This is a genomic window from Embleya sp. NPDC025285 (assembly GCF_055558835.1).
Window position 1 is genome coordinate 25,365 of sequence record NZ_JBVHLU010000044.1, and the last position, 15,802, is coordinate 41,166.

The following is a 15,802-nucleotide window of genomic DNA, read 5'->3' on the forward strand; positions in this document are numbered from 1 at the left end:
CCCCAGGTGGGTGCGGTCCGAGTGGATCACGAGCCCTCGCTCCGTTCATCGGCCGCGGGCCCCGGGCGGGGCATCCGCCGCAACGCCGGCCGGCGCGAACGTTTCGTGCCCTTGATCCGGGCGGCCAGCGCCGCCGGCGTCGGCGCCTCGAACACCGCGCCCACCTCGACGTCGATGCCCAGCACGGTCCTGATCCGGCTCGTCAGTCGGGTGGCCAGGAGCGAATGACCGCCGAAGTCGAAGAAGGAGTCGTCCGGTCCGACCCGCTCCAGTCGCAGTACGTCCGCGAACAGCGCACACAGGGCCTCCTCTTCCGGCGTAACCGGTGCCCGGGTCGAGGCGAACTGCGCGAAGTCCGGGACGGGCAGCGCCCGGCGATGGACCTTGCCGCTCACAGTCAGCGGCAGGTCGGCCAGGATCAGCACCGCGGTGGGCACCAGGAAGTCCGGCACCGACTCGGCCACGAAGCCGCGCAGCGCGACCGGGTCCGGACGGGTGTTCGCGGCGGGCACGACGTAGGCGACCAGCCGCTTCTCTCCCGCCTGGTCCTCGCGCACGACGACCGCGACCCGGTCGACGTCCGGGTGCCGGCCGAGCACCGCTTCCACCTCTCCGGGCTCGATCCGAAACCCGCGCACCTTGACCTGATCGTCGACGCGGCCCACATAGTCCAGCCGACCGTCGCCGGACCAGCGCACCAGGTCGCCGGTGCGGTACATGCGCTCGCCGGGGCCGTCGAAGGGGTTCGGCACGAACCGGTCGGCGGTCAGGCCGGGACGATTCCAGTACCCGCGGGCCAGGACCGCGCCGGCGATGTACAACTCACCGGTCACCCCCGGCGGAACCGGCCGCAGGGTCCGATCCAGCACGTACATCCGGGTGTTCCAGATCGGCGTTCCCAACGGCGCGGTCGAGGACTCCCAGTGCGTCAGGTCCGCCGGCAGCGAGAAGGCGGTCACCAGATGCGTCTCGGTGGGGCCGTAGAGATTGTGCAGCCGCACCTTCGGCCGCGCGGACAGGAACTCCCGGACCCCGGGGGTCAGTCGCAGCACCTCGCCGCCCTGTCCGATGTCGCGCAGTGCCGGCAGCGCCAACCCCTGGGCCAGGGCCGCCTCGCACACCGCCTCCACCATCACGTTCGGCGCGCAGAACTGCTCCACCTCGTGCTTGTCCAGCCATCTGGTGAACGCCGCCGGGTCGCGCCGGACCTCGTCGTCGGGAACGACCAGGTGCCTGCCGGAGGTGAGGGTCTCGATGATCTCCCAGGCCGAGACGTCGAAGCTGATCGCCGCGAACTGCGCCACCGGGCCGCCGATGCCCGTCCGCCCCCGCCGGACCCACCGGGCGTGCGCCTGCACCAGGTTCACCATCGCACCCGTACCCATGGTGACGCCCTTGGGCCTGCCGGTCGAGCCGGACGTGTGGATCACATACGCCGGGTGCAGCGCCGACAACGGCCCGGTCCGTTCGTCGTCGCGCAGGTCGTCGGCCGACTCGGCGGCCGCCGCGGCGCCGGTCCGCGGCTCGTCCAGGAGCAGGCGCGGGACGCCGGGCGGCAGTTCCGCACTCGCGCGCACGGTGGTCAGCAGCAGGGCCGGCCGGACGTCGTCGAGGAGGAAGGCGATCCGCTCGGCCGGATACTGCGGATCCAGCGGCAGGTACGCCGCACCCGCCTTGAGTACCGCCCACACCGCCGCCACCAGGTCGAGCGAGCGCGGCACGGCCAGGGCGACCACGGATTCGGGCCCCACCCCGGCGGCCACCAGCAGCCTCGCCAGCCGGTTCACCCGGGCGTTGAACTCGCGGTATGTCATGCTCCCGTCGGGCGCGGTGACCGCCGTGTGCTCGGGGCCCTGCTCGACCCGGGACTCGAACAGGGCCGGCAGCGTGGTCGCGACGACCGGGTGATCCGTGTCGTTCCAGTCCCGCACCACCCGCTCGCGCTCGCCGGGCGCCCACAGTTCGAACGCGCCGATCCGGCGGGTGGGCTCGCTCACCACCTGTGCGAGCAGGCGCCGCAGCCGGTCCGCGATGGACAACGCGGTGCTCCGGTCGAACAGGTCGGTGCCGAAGAGCAGGGCGCCGCTCAGTCCGCTGGGGCCCTGCGACCCGGCGGACTCGTCGTCGAACTCCACCACCAGGTCGAACGGGGACATGCCGGTCCACACCGACTCGGGGTGCACCTTGATGCCGGGCAGTACCAGTTCGCCCGAGCGAGTGTTGCGCAACACGAGCGCTACCTGGAACAGGGGATGCCGGGCCAGGGAACGCTCCACCGCCAGGTCGCCGACCAGCAGTTCGAAGGGGACGTCCTGGTGGGCGTACGCGTCCAGGCAGGTTTCCCGCACCCGGGCGAGCAACTCGGTGAAGGTCGGATCTCCCGACAGGTCCGTACGCACCACGAGGGTGTTGGTGAAGAACCCCACCAGTTCCTCCAGCGCGTCGTCCAGACGGCCGGCCACCGGCGCACCGATGGGGACGTCGTCGCCGGCTCCGAGCTTGGACAGCAGCACGGCCAGCACGGCCTGGAGCACCATGAACGTGCTCGCGTCGTGTGCCCGGGCCAGGTTCACCAGCCCCAGGTGCACGTGCGCCGGGATCTCCAGCGGAACCGAGTCGCCCGCGTAGGAGGGCAGGGCGGGCCTGGGCCGGTCCGACGGGAGGCTGATCTCCTGCGGCAGCTCGGCCAGGGCCCGCCGCCAGTAGGCCAGTTGTCCGGCGTGGACACTGTCCGGATCCGCCGCCGAGCCGAGCCGGTTCCGCTGCCACAGGGTGTAGTCGGCGTACTGGACCGGGAGCGGCGCCCAGCCGGGGTCCCGTCCGGCGGCGCGCTCGGTGTATGCCCGGCCCAGATCAGCCAACAGCGGACGCAACGACCAGGCGTCGCCGGCGATGTGGTGCATCACCAGCAACAGGACGTGTTCACTGGGCGACAGGGCGACCAACCGCGCGCGCAGCGGGATCTCCGACTCCAGGTCGAACGCCCGCCGGGTGGCCCGGGCCAGGTCCTGTGCCAGGTCGGCCGGGTCGATCGGCACCACGGGCAAGTCGAGGTCAACCGAGTCGGCGCAGAGCACGTGCTGATAGGGGTGGCCGTCGTCGGCCGGGAACACGGTGCGCAGTACCTCGTGCCGGCCCACCAGGTCGCGCAGCGCGGCGCGCAGGGCGGCGACGTCCAAGGCACCGAGCAGACGCAGCCCCATGCCCTCGTTGTACGTGGCGACCGGCCCCTGGAATTGTCGAAGGAACCACAGTCGGGACTGGGCGAACGACAGCGGGATCCGGTCGGGCCGCACCGCCGGGACCAGTGCGGGCCGGGCCGGGCCGGCCGTGCCGAGCCGGGCGGCCAATGCCGCGACGGTCGGTGCCTCGTACACGGTCCGAATGCCCGTCTCCCGGCCGAGCACGGTCCGGATCCGGGTGAGCAGGCGCGTCGCGGACAGGGAGTGGCCGCCCAGCGCGAAGAAGCTGTCGTGGACGCCGACCGAGGTCAGGCCCAACACCTCGGCGAAGATCGCGCACAGCGCCTTCTCCGCGGGTGTGCCGGGCTCGCGTCCGCCGCTCGGGGCCTGGCGGGAAGGTGCGGGCAGGGCGCGCTCGTCCACCTTCCCCGCGGTGGTCAACGGCAGCGCGTTCAGCACGACGAAGGCGGCGGGCACCATGTAGTCGGGCAGGAAGCCGGTCACCTGCGCACGGATCGCGGCGATGTCCGGCCGCGCTCCCGCTGCGGGCACCAGGTAGCCGACCAGGCGCTTGTCGGTGCCGGGGTCCTCGCGCACCACGGCGAGCGCGGCGGCGACGCCGGCGCACCGGGCCAGGGCGGCCTGCACCTCGCCCGGCTCGATCCGGAAGCCGCGGATCTTGACCTGGCGGTCCGCCCGCCCGACGAAGTCCAGATCGCCGTCCGACGTCCAGCGCACCAAGTCCCCGGTACGGTACATCCGCGATCCGGGCGCACCGAAGGGGTTCGGGACGAAGCGCTCGGCGGTGAGGCCGGGCCGCCGCAGATAGCCCCGGGCCAGGCCGGGGCCGGCGACGTAGAGCTCGCCGACGGCGCCCGGGGGCAGCAGGTGCAGACCGGCGTCCAGCACGTACGCCGTGGCGTGGGCGACCGGTGGGCCGATGGGCGGCGATCGGCCGTCGGAGGGCGCGACACACAGTTTCTGCGCGGCGTCGACGGTGGTCTCGGTGGGTCCGTATCCGTTCCAGAACTTGCGTCCGTCCGCGGCCCACTGGTCCACGAGCGTTGCCGGCACGCGCTCGCCACCGGCGGACACCGTGCGCAGCGCGGGCAGTTCGTCGGGCCGCAGCAGATGCATCAGGGCCGGGGACAGGTGCGCGACGGTGACCCGGTGGGCGGCCAGCAGCCGTTGCAGGGCTTCGGCGTCGAGCCGTTGGTCGTCGTCGGCCAGCACGATCTGCGCCCCGGCGGCCAGGGAGACCCACAGTTCGAGCATGGAACCGTCGAAGGTGAAGGCGTACGCCGCCAGGACACGGTCCTGTTCGCCCACGCCGTACGCCTGGACGGCGTGCGCCACGTACCGGGCGATCGACCGGTGTTCGATCACCACCCCCTTGGGACGTCCGGTCGACCCCGAGGTGTAGATCACGTACGCCGGATGCGTCGGGAGGAGGTCGGGCGCGGGTGCCTCGCGTGACTCGGCGAGGGGCGTTTGGTCGGCGGCGCCGGTGACCTCGTCCACCACCAGACACCGTGGCCCGGTCCAGTCGGGTGGAAGTCCCCGCGCCAGGTCCGCCGTCGTCACCACCAGTGCCGGTCGCGCGTCGTCGAGCATGTACGCGATGCGCTCCGGCGGGTACCCGGGATCGATCGGCACGTAGGCGCCTCCGGCGGTGAGGGTGGCCAGGAAGGCCACCACGCCCGCCGGGGAGCGGGGCAGCAGTACGGCCACGAACCGCTCGGGCCCGACGTCCCGCTCGGTGAGCACGCGGGCCAACCGCCCCGCGCGGGCCCGGAGTTCGGCATACGTCAAGGAGGTGTCCCGGTACACCAGCGCGGTCCGCTCCGGGGTGCGCAGGGCCTGCTCGGCGAGCAGCTCGGACAGGGTGCGCGGGGGGAGCGGTGCGGACGGCGGGTTCCACCGGGTCAGGAGCAGCCGCCGAACGGCGGCCGGCAGCACCTCGATTCGGCCCACCGGGGTGTTGCCCGGCGTGTCGACGACGCGCTCGAGCGCTTCGTCGAGCAGGCGCGCGCAGCCGGCGTGCGTGCGCTCGTCGAACCGGTCGGGGTCGGTGTCGACGGCCAGTTGCAGGCTGCCGTCGCGCGAGATGTCCCACAGGTTCAGGGAGATCTCCTCGAAGGGCCCGGTGGCGAGGTTGTGGGCGACGAAGGGCCGGCCGGCGAGGGTGACTCGATAGTCGAACGGCATGACGTTCAGGGAGACCGCCCAGGGCACCTCCCCCGGGGCGAGGCGGAGGTCGTGGCGGATGTCCTCGTAGCGGTATCGCTGGTGGCGCATCGCCTCCAGGACCTGGACAAGGCTTCGGTCGAACAGGTCCGCCAAGGTCGTCTCGGGACGCACCGACAGGCGGATGGGGACCACGTTGGCCACGACTCCGGGGATCGTCTGCTCGATGCCGGGGCCGCGGCCGGGTACGGCGAAGCCGATGACCACGTCCGTCTCGCCCGTGGCCCGGGCGGCGAAGAGCGCGGTGGCCGCGACCGCGAGGCCGGCCAGGTTGGTTCCGAAGCCGCGGCAGGCGGACCGGAGTCGGTCGGCCGCCGCGGGGTCCAGGTTCCTCGTCTCGCGCCGGCGCGCGCGGGCCGGTCCTTGCACCGCCCCGCCGGCCAGGGACACCGGGCGGGGCCGGTCGGCCAGCAGGTCGAGCCAGTACCGGCGGTCCTCGTCGAACGCGGGGGAGGCGCGGTACGCCGCATCGGCGTCGACGAGGGCCTGCACGGACTCGAAGGGTTCGCCGTCGGCCGAGCCGCCCTCGAACAGGGCGGTGTAGAGCTCGGCGACGCGGGCGACCACCAGGGGAAAGCCGAATCCGTCGTTCACGATGTGGTGGCAGCCTTGGTACCAGTGGAAACGCCGATCGTGCAGCTTGAAGAGCGCGAACGTGACGAGCGGCCCGCGTTCGAGGTCGCGCGGGTGGGCCAGATCGGCACTCATCCACTCCAGAGCGGACCGGTGCGGGTCCCGGTCCGCGCTCACGTCGACGACGTGCAGGCGATGTTCGAGGTCCGGGTCGACCTCCTGGCGGAGCCCGTCCTCGTCCTCGAAGAATCTCAGCCGCAGGGTCTCCGCCTCGGAAACGGTCTGCCGCAATGCCTCCTCGAACAGGCCGATGTCGAGGGAGCCGTCGATGTCGAGATACTCGCCCTCGTTGAGGATCGGGCTCTCGGGGTCGAATCGATGGGCGTACCACAGGCCCCGCTGTCCTGCCATGAGCTCGATACGTCCGGCGCTGCGGTCCGACATCTCACACTCCAGATCGAGACGGCGCTTGGCGAGGTGCTCCCTGCGGCGGGTCAGCCGGGGTGGTCGAGATAGGAGTCGAGTCCGCCGCTGCGTCGCACGTCGAGGGTGGCGCAGTGGAAGGAGCCACCGAAACTGTTGAAGTTGCGGAAGCTGCACGGGATGGGGGTGAAGCCCCACTCCTTCATCGCGGAGATCATCGGCTCGTCGCCGCGCTCGACCACGACGCGGTTCTCGTCCAGCATCAGGACGTTCATGTTGATCCACTTGCTGGTCAGGTAGAGCGGGTGACTGTCGGGAATCACCGGCCGGGGGGCGCGCATCACGTCCCAGCCCTTGAAGATCGCGGGTACCTTCGACACCCGCTCGGGGTGCACGAGCAGCTTCCCGGGAGCCAGCGGGGCCAGCGTGGCGTCGATGTGCATGGGGTGCGTGTCGTCGAACTCGAGGACGTGGATCCGGTATCGATCACCGAGATGGCGGCGCAGCCAGTCGATGCCGAACTCGTTCGTGACGTTGCTCTTCTGCGCGACGATGTCGCGCCCGAGCCGCAGGAAGTCGGCCGCGTCGAAGGTCGGCTCGAATTCGGTCACGATCAGCCGGGTCGGCATCCCCTCGGCCGGCTCGGTCCAGGTCAAGTCGTATTGTTCGTCGGTGAGTTCGGGCTTGGGTCCGGCGCTCCACCGGGCGCCGGACCGGAAGTACTCCTTCAGGAGCGGCCGGTAGGCGAGGGTCTCGTAGTACCGGGAGCGCCAGGCCATCGGGCACTCGATGACGTCCTCGCCCACCACCAGGAGGCAGTCCCGCGGCATGGCCGCGTACAGACCGGTGCTGGTCCAGTCGCGCGTGGCGTAGGGCGTGCGCTGCGCGACCGGCTCGGGGCGTCGGACCGTTACCCCCTCGGCTTCGAGGATGTGCACGAACTCGTCGAGTTCCTTGCGGGCCGCGGCGATCAGCTCCGCGGGAAACGGTTGCCCGCCGCGGCGGCGGAAGGTCTCGTGCTGGTGCGCCGGAATGACCGGTTCCAGTGACGCGTGCCACGGGGGAAACGTGGCGTCGTCAACTATGCCGACAATCACTTCTTCGAGTGGATCCCACTCGGTATATGACGAGACGGAAGAATTTCCTGATAAGGGCATGTCTGCTGACGAATCGGACAACGTGAACTCCAGTCACTCTGCCGCATTCCGGTCCGACGGTCGCGCCAAGCCCTATCCAGGGCGGCCGCACGGCAGGCGGGGTGACATGAATTCAAGCCGCCGTCCCGGCGTGCCGAGTGGTCGGCGGCCCTGGTCGTCCAGGTGGGTCATGGTGAACCTGCCGTCGGTGCGGCCGCCCTGTCAACACGGCGCCGATGTGACGCACATCACTTGCGTTATCCGATCGTGATCATGGATATTAAATGTCGCCTGTCGTAAATTTTTGTTTCTCACCATTTTGCGTGAGAGGGGTGGATGTGACGCCGGGGGACAGCGAAAGAGCGATAACCCACATATACAATTCTGCGGTGGCGGCTTCGGCCATCGGTGCCGCCTGGGAACTCGGTATGTTTGACGAGTTACACACGCAGGGAATGCTCGACGTGCAGAGTTTCGCGGCCGAACGGGGACTCGACACCGTTTCCGTTCTCGGCCTCTTTCGGGCACTCTCGGCGGTCGAGATCGTCGAGCGCGAAGATTTCAAGATATTACCGGGCGTCCACTTCTCCGAGGCATACCGAAACAAATCGTTCTTTCACTGGCTCACCAGGGGGAGTGCCGATCTGTTCCGGCGGGCGCCCGAGGTCGTGCGTACCGAGAACCGGGTGGGAAATTTCTGCCCGCGCGACAGCGCCGCCATCGCCTTCGCGTGCCGGGAGATCAGCGAGTTCTGCTACGACCACTGGTTCTGGCAGACGGTGCAGGGCCTGGACTTCGACTTTCACGTCGTCGCCGACCTGGGCTGCGGCAGCGGCGAGCGGCTCATGCAACTCCTCGGCCGCCATCCGGGTACCCGGGCCGTGGGCATCGACATCGCCCAGCCGGCCGTACGGATGGCAACCGCCGCAGCGGCCGCGGCGGGCCTTGCCGATCGGATGACATTCGTGCAGGCCGACGTGCTGACGATGGCCCCGGTTCCGGCGTTCGAAGAGGTCGAACTCCTGACCTGTTTCATGATGGGGCACGACTTCTGGCCCCGGCAACGGTGCATCGAAAACCTTCGGCGGCTGCGCACCCTGTTCCCGCGGGCGCGCAGATTCCTGCTGGGTGACGCCACCCGCAGCGAGGGAGTCGCCGACCGTGACCTGCCGATCTTCGCGCTGGGATTCGAGGTCGCGCACGACATGATGGGCACCTTCATTCCGACCGTGCGCGACTGGGAATCGGTTTTCGAGGAAGGCGGTTGGCGACTCAGGAGCAAAAATTCGATCGACATCGCCGTCGGCGAGGTCATCTTCGAACTCGAAAAGCTCTGAGCCACGCAGGATGTCGGAACCGGGGCCGACGCAGGCCGCCGGCCACCGGAGAGGATTCGTATGCCCGATCTCGAATCGGTGCCCGTTCTGCACCACATCGCGGTGCAGACGGACAACCTCGACAACTCGATTTCATGGTACGAGGACTTCTTCGGCGGCCGGCTGACCTGGGCGACGGACATATTCTCGGACCTGACCGTATCCCGCCTGCCCGGCATCGTGCGGATGGCCGAACTGGCCGTTGGGGCCGCGCACTTCCATCTCTTCGAACGCGGCACTCCCGCCGAGCGTCGGGCCGCGCCGGACGCACCTCGTTTCCAACACGTGTGCCTGGGCGTCGAAACGCCCGCCGAACTGCGTACCTGGCGCAGCCGTTGGTTGGAACTCTCCGGTTCGCACCGCTACGCGTTCGTCGACCCGGAGCAACCCACCGAGATCGTGACCGACGCGCAGGGCACCCAAAGTTTCTACTGTCTCGACGTGAACGGCCTGGAATTCGAGTTCACCTGCATCGGGGGAGCAGTGGGGGAGAACGCATGAAGCGCCCGTCGGCCGTCGCCGCACTCTCCCTGCCCGGCACCCACGGCTGGGACTTCGGCGACTACCCCTACGGCCTGGAACCGCTGACGATGCCGGCGCCGAACAGCGCCGCACCCGACGGCGGCAGTCGCGACGAAGCCGACCTCGACGACGCGTGCCTGGGCTTTCTGGCCCGGGCCAAGGAGGGCTTCGGGATCACCCCACCCGTCGACGACAGCCGCCTGGGGCAACTGTTCTGGTTTCGCTGGATCATCGGCCATCACGTCTCCTTCGTGATCTGGCGCCTGCTGGCGGACGAACTGTCGCGACTGTCCTCGAACCCGAAGGACCGCGAGGCCGCCTCGGTCGCCGTGACGGAATACGTGCGGGCGTACTGCGGGATGTTGCTGTACACGGGCTCGTGCAACAGCGCCATCTACAACGCGGACATCCGACCGAGCATGCATCGGCTGCACAGCACCTTCAGCGGTACCTGGGCGCCGGACTACCCGCCGGTACGAAGCCTGTTCCGAGGCCGGAAACTGCCACCCGTGGTCGACTCCGAGCGGGAACGGCTGGTCCGACAAGTCGAGTTGAGCCACCGCATCCACCTGGGGGTCGCGGCCAAGCTGGTGGAAGGCGGCAGGTCGCTGCTCCAGCAGTCGGTCGCGCAACGCGACGCCAACCAGCCCCGCATGTGGGAGGGGATCTTCGACTGCTACTTCCTGACCCTGCGGGCGCCGACCACGCGGCAGGAGATCCTGGCGCAATTGCTGCGGCGCAACAAGGCCATCGTGATCGACCTCGCCACGAACGGCCTGTACCCGGGGTCGCCCGAGAGCCGAGACGAGACATTGGCGGAGATGCGACACCCCGACATCGTGGAGTGCGAGGAGGATCTGACCCCCTCGCTCTTTCGCGTCGCCGGTCTGGCCGCCGGCTTCTCCGCGGCCCGGGTGGCCAAGGAGATGACCGCCTCGTGAGCACCATGCGGCACGGGGTGATCCTGCTGCCCGAGCAGCGCTGGTCGCACGCGCGGCGACTGTGGACGCACGCCGAGGAACTCGGCTTCGACCACGCGTGGACCTACGACCATCTGATGTGGCGATGGTTCCGCGAAAAACCCTGGTTCGGCGCCGTCCCCACGCTGGCGGCCGCGGCCGAGGCCACCTCCCGGATCGCACTCGGGACGATGGTCGCCGGCGCGTCCTACCGGCACCCGGTGACCTTCGCCAAGGAATTGATGACCCTCGACGACATCTCGGACGGCCGGCTGATCTGCGGCCTCGGCGCCGGCGCCGGTGGCCACGACGACCGGGTGCTGGGCCACACACCCCCGTCCCCGGCCGAACGCCACGACCGTTTCGCGGAGTTCGTCGAAATGACCGACCTGCTGCTGCGCCGACGGGTGACCGACCACCGGGGTGCCTGGTTCGAAGCCCACGGCGCCTTCATGGTGCCGGGCTGCGTCCAGCGCCCGCGCCTGCCCCTGGCCATCGCCGCGACCGGCCCCCGAGGCATCCGGCTGGCGGCTCGCCACGCCGACATCTGGGTGACGGCCGGCGACCCCGGCTGGGGTGAACCAAGCAGCTACGCACCGGCGATCGCGAACCTTCGCGCACAGGCGCAAGCCCTCGACGCGGCGTGCGCGGACATCGGCCGCGACCCCTCGACGGTGCGCCGCCTGGTCGTCACCGGCGCGATGATCACCGGCGTGATCGATTCGGTCGACGCCTATGATGACGCCTGCGGGCTGTTCGCGGACATCGGTTTCACCGACCTGGTCGTCCATTGGCCCCGAGCCGACTTCCCCTACCAGGGCAGCCCCGAGGTCGTGGAGCGGATCGCCGGCAAGCTCTTCACGTCGACGGGCACACGATGATCGGCTACGAGCTCGTCAACATGTTCACCGACCGTCCCTTCACGGGCAGCGCGCTGGCCGTGGTCCCCGACGCGACGGGACTCTCGTCCGCCGTGATGCAGTGCGTCGCGGCTGAACTCGGCGCCGCGGAAACCGCCTTCGTCCTCCCCGCGACCTCGCCCCACGCGTCGTACCGGGTACGCGTCTTCGGTCCGGACGCCGAATCACCGCACGGCGCGCATTCCGGCGTGGGGACCGCCGCCACGCTGGCTCGGTTGGGCCGCGTTCCCACCGGCCACCTGGTGCAGGAATGTGGCACCGGACGCCAGGTGCTCGCGGCGCGGGCCGACCGCGCCACCCTGCACGCGACCGGGCCGGTGCGCGGCGAGCCGCTGGATCGGCAACCACTGCTCGACGCGGTGGGGCTGACCGAGGCCGACCTCGCCGATGCGGACGGCGACGGCGGGCCGCGACTGGCGGGCTTCGGCGGGGGCTTCGCGGTGCTCCCGGTCCGCGCCGGCGCGATCGCCCGGGCCCGACCCGACTTCGCGCACATGCGCGACGTCGCGCTGCCGGCTCTGTGCCTGTTCACCTGGGACCCGGCCGATCGCCTCGCCCGGGCCCGGCTGTTCGCCCCCGGCTTCGGCATCCCCGAAGACCCCGCCTGCGGACCGGTGGCCATGGCCCTGGGCGGGTGGCTGATCGTCGCCGGCCGACTGCCCGCCACGAACGGCGAGCACGGATACACGGTCCGCCAGGGAGCCGAGGCGGGCCGCCCCGCACTGCTCGAGTGCACGGTGACGGTCGAGAACGGCCTCGTGGTGCGAGGCAGCGTGACCGGCCGGGTGACACCGGTCGCCTCCGGGCACCTCGCGGACCCCGTCGAATCCCCTTGACCGACCCCTCGGAAGGACGTCTCGTGCTGCATCGTCCGGAACTGCACGGCACCGCGTGCGCGGTCTCCTCCACGCACTGGCTCGCTTCGGCGGCGGGCATGGCGATGTTCGACCGCGGCGGGAACGCGTTCGACGCCGCCACCGCCGCGGCCCTGGTCATCCAGGTGGTGGAGCCGCATCTCAACGGCCCCGGCGGAGACGTCCCGATCATGGTCTACGACGCGGCGACCGGGTCCACCCGGATCGTCTGCGGACAGGGTCCGATGCCGCGGCAGGCGACGCCGGAGGCGTTTCGCCGGCGTGGGCTGGCGGTGATACCCGGCTCCGGACTGCTGGCGGCCACCGTGCCCGGGGCCTTCGGCGCCTGGATGCGCCTGCTGCGCGACTTCGGCCGGCTGACGGTACAGGACGTGCTGGAGCCCGCGATCGGCTACGCCGAGGACGGATATCCGCTGCTGCCCAAAACCGCCGCGATGATCGAGGTGATGGCGCCGCTCTTCCGCGACGAGTGGACCGAGTCCGGCCGTACCTATCTGCACCACGGCGCGGCTCCCGCGCCCGGCGCCCGGATGCGCAATCCGGCGCTGGCCCGGACGTATCGCCGTATCCTCGCCGAGGCCACGGCGGGCGGACGAACGCGCGAGGCACAGGCGGACGCCGCGATCTCGGCCTTCTACGAGGGATTCGTCGCCGAGGCCGTCGACCGGTTCATGGCGACCGAGGAGCCGATCGACTCCACCGGCCGGCACAACGGCGGCTTGCTCACCGGTGACGACCTGGCCGGCTGGCGGGTACCCGTCGAGGCCACCGTGACCCTCGACTACCGCGGTCACAGCGTGCACAAGGCGGGTCCCTGGTCCCAAGGCCCGGTCTTCCTCCAGCAACTGGCCCTGCTGGAGGGCTTCGACATGAACGCGATGGACTTCGGGAGCGCGGACCACGTGCACACCGTGATCGAGTCCGCCAAGTTGGCCTTCGCGGACCGGGAGGCGTGGTACGGCGACCCGGAGCACGCCGACGTGCCGCTGGCCGGCCTCCTCGACCCCGTCTACGCGGCGGCCCGCCGGACCCTGATCGGATCCGAGGCGTCCGATGTCCTGCGCCCCGGCTCCCCCGACGGTCGGAAACCGTGGATTCCCCCGGTGCTGGACGTGTCCGCCTCCTCCGGCGACCCGGACTGGCTGCGGCAGTTGGCCGACGGCGTCCCGACCGTCCTGCAGCGGACGGCGGCGAAGGGCGACACGTGCTGCGTGAGTGCGACCGATCGCGACGGCAACATGGTGGTCGCCACCCCCAGTGGCGGGTGGCTCAAGAGCTCCCCGGTGGTCCCCGGTCTCGGATTTCCGCTCGGCACCCGAGGCCAGATGGCCTGGTTGGACGAGGGGCACAACAACTCCGTCGCTCCCGGCAAACGGCCCCGTACGACGCTCAGTCCCACCTTGGTGCTCCGGGACGGCGCGCCCTACCTGGCCTTCGGTACGCCCGGGGGTGACCAACAGGACCAGTGGACCCTGAACTTCTTCGTCAACCACGTCGACTTCGGCATGAGCCCCCAGCAGGCCGTGGAAGCGGCGACCTTCCACACCGATCACGTACCGAGCTCGTTCACGCCCCGTCGGGCGCGGCCGCTGGCCGCGGTCGTGGAGCAGGACGGGTTCGATCCGGCCGTCCTGACCGAGCTTCGCCGGCGCGGCCACGAGGTGCAGACGGTCGCGCCGATGACCCTGGGCAAGGTGTGTGCCACGGGCCCGGACTCGCACGGCGGCGTGCTGGCGGCGGCGAGTCCGCGTGGGCAACAGGCGTACGCGGTCGTTCGGTGACCGTGGCCGGGCGCCGTGGGAGTCGCGCCCGGCCTTGCGGAAAGTGGTGCCGGTCACCGGGGGAGCGTCGGATCGTCGACCGGATCCGGATCCGGATGGGGATCGGGATCGGGATCCGGATGGGGATCGGGATCGGGATCCGGATGGGGATCGGGATCGGGATCCGGATCGGCTGCGCCGTCGAGTCCGGCGGGTCGGCTTCGAACCGCCTCGAGACTCGCCAGCCTGGGGACCACGACGAGGGACGCGAGCAGGACGACACCGCCGAGAATGGCGGGGGTGCGCACGGAGAACGCGGAACCGAGCCAGCCGCTGAGCCCGGCGCCGACCAAGATCCCCAGACGGCTCAGCAACAGGTAGCAGCTGTTGACCCGACCGAGAAGCCGACGCGGTACGACCCGTTGCCTGAGGGAGACCACCTGCACGTTCCAGGTCACCACACCGAAACTGGCCACGGCGTACAGGACGGCCGCCAAGGCCACGGAGGAGCCGACCCCCAGACCCAGCAGTGAGGCTCCCATCAGGAAGAAGGACAGACCGATTCTGGCCGTCAGGCCGAGGCGGTTGCGCAGCCGGCCCGAGGTGACGCCGGCCAACGTTCCGCCGACGGCACCCGAGGCCAACACCATGCCGTACGCCACGGGCGACGCCCCCAGGGTCTTCGTCAACAGCAGCACCAGCATGGTGACCGCCAGATAGAAGGCCATCGACGCCACCGCGGCCACGATGGCCAGCAGCCGGATCCCGCGGTGCGTCCAGGTCCAGCGAACGCCCTCGCGGATGTCCGCCGCCACCGGGCGACGAGGTGACGGCGTGCTCGCGCTCGACCGACCCAACGCCGCCACCAGGGCGGCGGCCAGGACGAAGGAGAGGCCGTCCACGGCGAACGGGTACCCCGCGCCGACGACGAACAGGGCGGAGCCCAGCAGCGGGCCGACGAAGTGTCCGCCGACGATGAGACCGCCCTCCAGACGACCGTTGGCGGCCTCGAGTTGCTCGGGCCGCACCACATCCGGCAGGGCGGACGTGGACGCGTTGACGAAGACCGTCTCGCCGCATCCGAGCACGAAGGCCAGCAGGGCCGGCACCACCAACGGCGGGCTCGCGACGAGCACCCACGCGGCGAAGCCCAGGACCACCACGGCGCGCACCAGGTCGACCTGCCACATCAGGCGCCGCCGGTCGAACCGGTCGGCCAGGACACCCCCCACCAAGGACATCACCAGCCAGGGCAGCGTTCCGGCCACCGTCACCAACGCCACGGCGCTCGGTGACGACGACACCGTGGCGGCCAACAAGGGCAGGGCCGCGTCCCGCATACCGTCACCCACGGCGGAGACCGACGAGGCCGACCACAGCAGCGTGAACTTCCTGCCCAGCCTCGACGCCGGAAGCCCCTGCGATGCCGCCGATTTCGCCGTAGTCACCGCCCCAGTCTGGCAGCCGGCCGGCCCCGACGAACGGGAGACGAGAGGGATGGCGCCCGGCAGGCACCAACACGTCGACGGCGCATTCGACCCGTCCGCCCGATTCGTGGTGAACACCCGGATCCGGGTGGAGACGTTGCCCGCGTCGGCAACCATCGAGCAGTCCGCGGGTACCGAACTCCGCGGCGACCCGCTCCGGCCCGACCGACGATCACGACCCGCAACGGCCACCAGCCTCACCCGGACCCAAGCGCCGGCGCCGATGCATGATCGGCACCGGCGCGAGTAGCCGCACTCGCCAGGTGGCTCAGGGCCTCCGTGACGAGTCCGGAACCGCCTCAGCCCGCATGGTTCGCCGGCGAACTCGCTCGTCCACACCCC

At 70.6% G+C, this 15,802-nt stretch carries 9 protein-coding genes; 6 read left to right on the top strand and 3 right to left on the bottom strand.

Annotated elements, in window-relative coordinates; genetic code table 11:
• Positions 1-26: 26 nt before the first annotated feature.
• Positions 27-6,446: an amino acid adenylation domain-containing protein gene (locus ACZ4FV_RS27180; RefSeq protein WP_465323463.1), complete on the bottom strand. Its 6,420-nt coding sequence runs from the start codon at positions 6,444-6,446 to the stop codon at positions 27-29.
• A 50-nt stretch (positions 6,447-6,496) separates the two neighbouring features.
• Complete coding sequence (locus tag ACZ4FV_RS27185; protein ID WP_396007562.1) at positions 6,497-7,522, bottom strand: amidinotransferase; 1,026 nt, start codon at positions 7,520-7,522, stop codon at positions 6,497-6,499.
• 428 nt (positions 7,523-7,950) lie between these two features.
• On the opposite strand from ACZ4FV_RS27185, the gene ACZ4FV_RS27190 reads away from it, so the two are divergent.
• Genes ACZ4FV_RS27190 through ACZ4FV_RS27215 form a run of 6 tightly spaced genes read left to right on the top strand, consistent with a single transcriptional unit; the run spans position 7,951 to position 13,994 of the window.
• The gene (locus ACZ4FV_RS27190) at positions 7,951-8,898 is read left to right on the top strand and encodes a class I SAM-dependent methyltransferase (RefSeq protein WP_465323465.1); all 948 of its coding nucleotides are present in this window, start codon (positions 7,951-7,953) and stop codon (positions 8,896-8,898) included.
• Between the two features lie 60 nt (positions 8,899-8,958).
• Positions 8,959-9,438, top strand: coding sequence for a VOC family protein (locus ACZ4FV_RS27195; protein ID WP_402240705.1), 480 nt, complete (start codon positions 8,959-8,961; stop codon positions 9,436-9,438).
• On the top strand, positions 9,435-10,400 hold the full coding sequence (locus ACZ4FV_RS27200) for a hypothetical protein (RefSeq protein ID WP_402240703.1): 966 nt from the start codon (positions 9,435-9,437) through the stop codon (positions 10,398-10,400). Before ACZ4FV_RS27195 ends, ACZ4FV_RS27200 begins: the two co-directional genes overlap by 4 nt.
• Before the next feature lie 5 nt (positions 10,401-10,405).
• Entirely contained in the window at positions 10,406-11,299 is an 894-nt protein-coding gene (locus ACZ4FV_RS27205; protein WP_402240751.1) for an LLM class flavin-dependent oxidoreductase, read from the top strand.
• Positions 11,296-12,174 carry a PhzF family phenazine biosynthesis protein gene (locus tag ACZ4FV_RS27210; RefSeq protein ID WP_402240701.1) on the top strand — a complete coding sequence of 293 codons (879 nt, stop codon included), beginning with the start codon at positions 11,296-11,298 and terminating at the stop codon, positions 12,172-12,174. Before ACZ4FV_RS27205 ends, ACZ4FV_RS27210 begins: the two co-directional genes overlap by 4 nt.
• Before the next feature lie 23 nt (positions 12,175-12,197).
• On the top strand, positions 12,198-13,994 hold the full coding sequence (locus tag ACZ4FV_RS27215; protein WP_465323466.1) for a gamma-glutamyltransferase family protein: 1,797 nt from the start codon (positions 12,198-12,200) through the stop codon (positions 13,992-13,994).
• A gap of 53 nt (positions 13,995-14,047) precedes the next feature.
• On the opposite strand, the gene ACZ4FV_RS27220 is transcribed toward ACZ4FV_RS27215, so the two are convergent.
• Complete coding sequence (locus tag ACZ4FV_RS27220) at positions 14,048-15,421, bottom strand: MFS transporter (RefSeq protein ID WP_465323467.1); 1,374 nt, start codon at positions 15,419-15,421, stop codon at positions 14,048-14,050.
• Between the last annotated feature and the right edge of the window lie 381 nt (positions 15,422-15,802).

Excerpts from the sequence above, each read along its gene's own strand:
- ACZ4FV_RS27205 (WP_402240751.1), top strand. The coding sequence starts at position 10,406 with ATGCGGCACGGGGTGATCCTGCTGCCCGAGCAGCGCTGGTCGCACGCG.
- ACZ4FV_RS27200 (WP_402240703.1), top strand. The coding sequence starts at position 9,435 with ATGAAGCGCCCGTCGGCCGTCGCCGCACTCTCCCTGCCCGGCACCCAC.
- ACZ4FV_RS27180 (WP_465323463.1), bottom strand. The coding sequence starts at position 6,446 with ATGTCGGACCGCAGCGCCGGACGTATCGAGCTCATGGCAGGACAGCGG.
- ACZ4FV_RS27195 (WP_402240705.1), top strand. The coding sequence starts at position 8,959 with ATGCCCGATCTCGAATCGGTGCCCGTTCTGCACCACATCGCGGTGCAG.
- ACZ4FV_RS27210 (WP_402240701.1), top strand. The coding sequence starts at position 11,296 with ATGATCGGCTACGAGCTCGTCAACATGTTCACCGACCGTCCCTTCACG.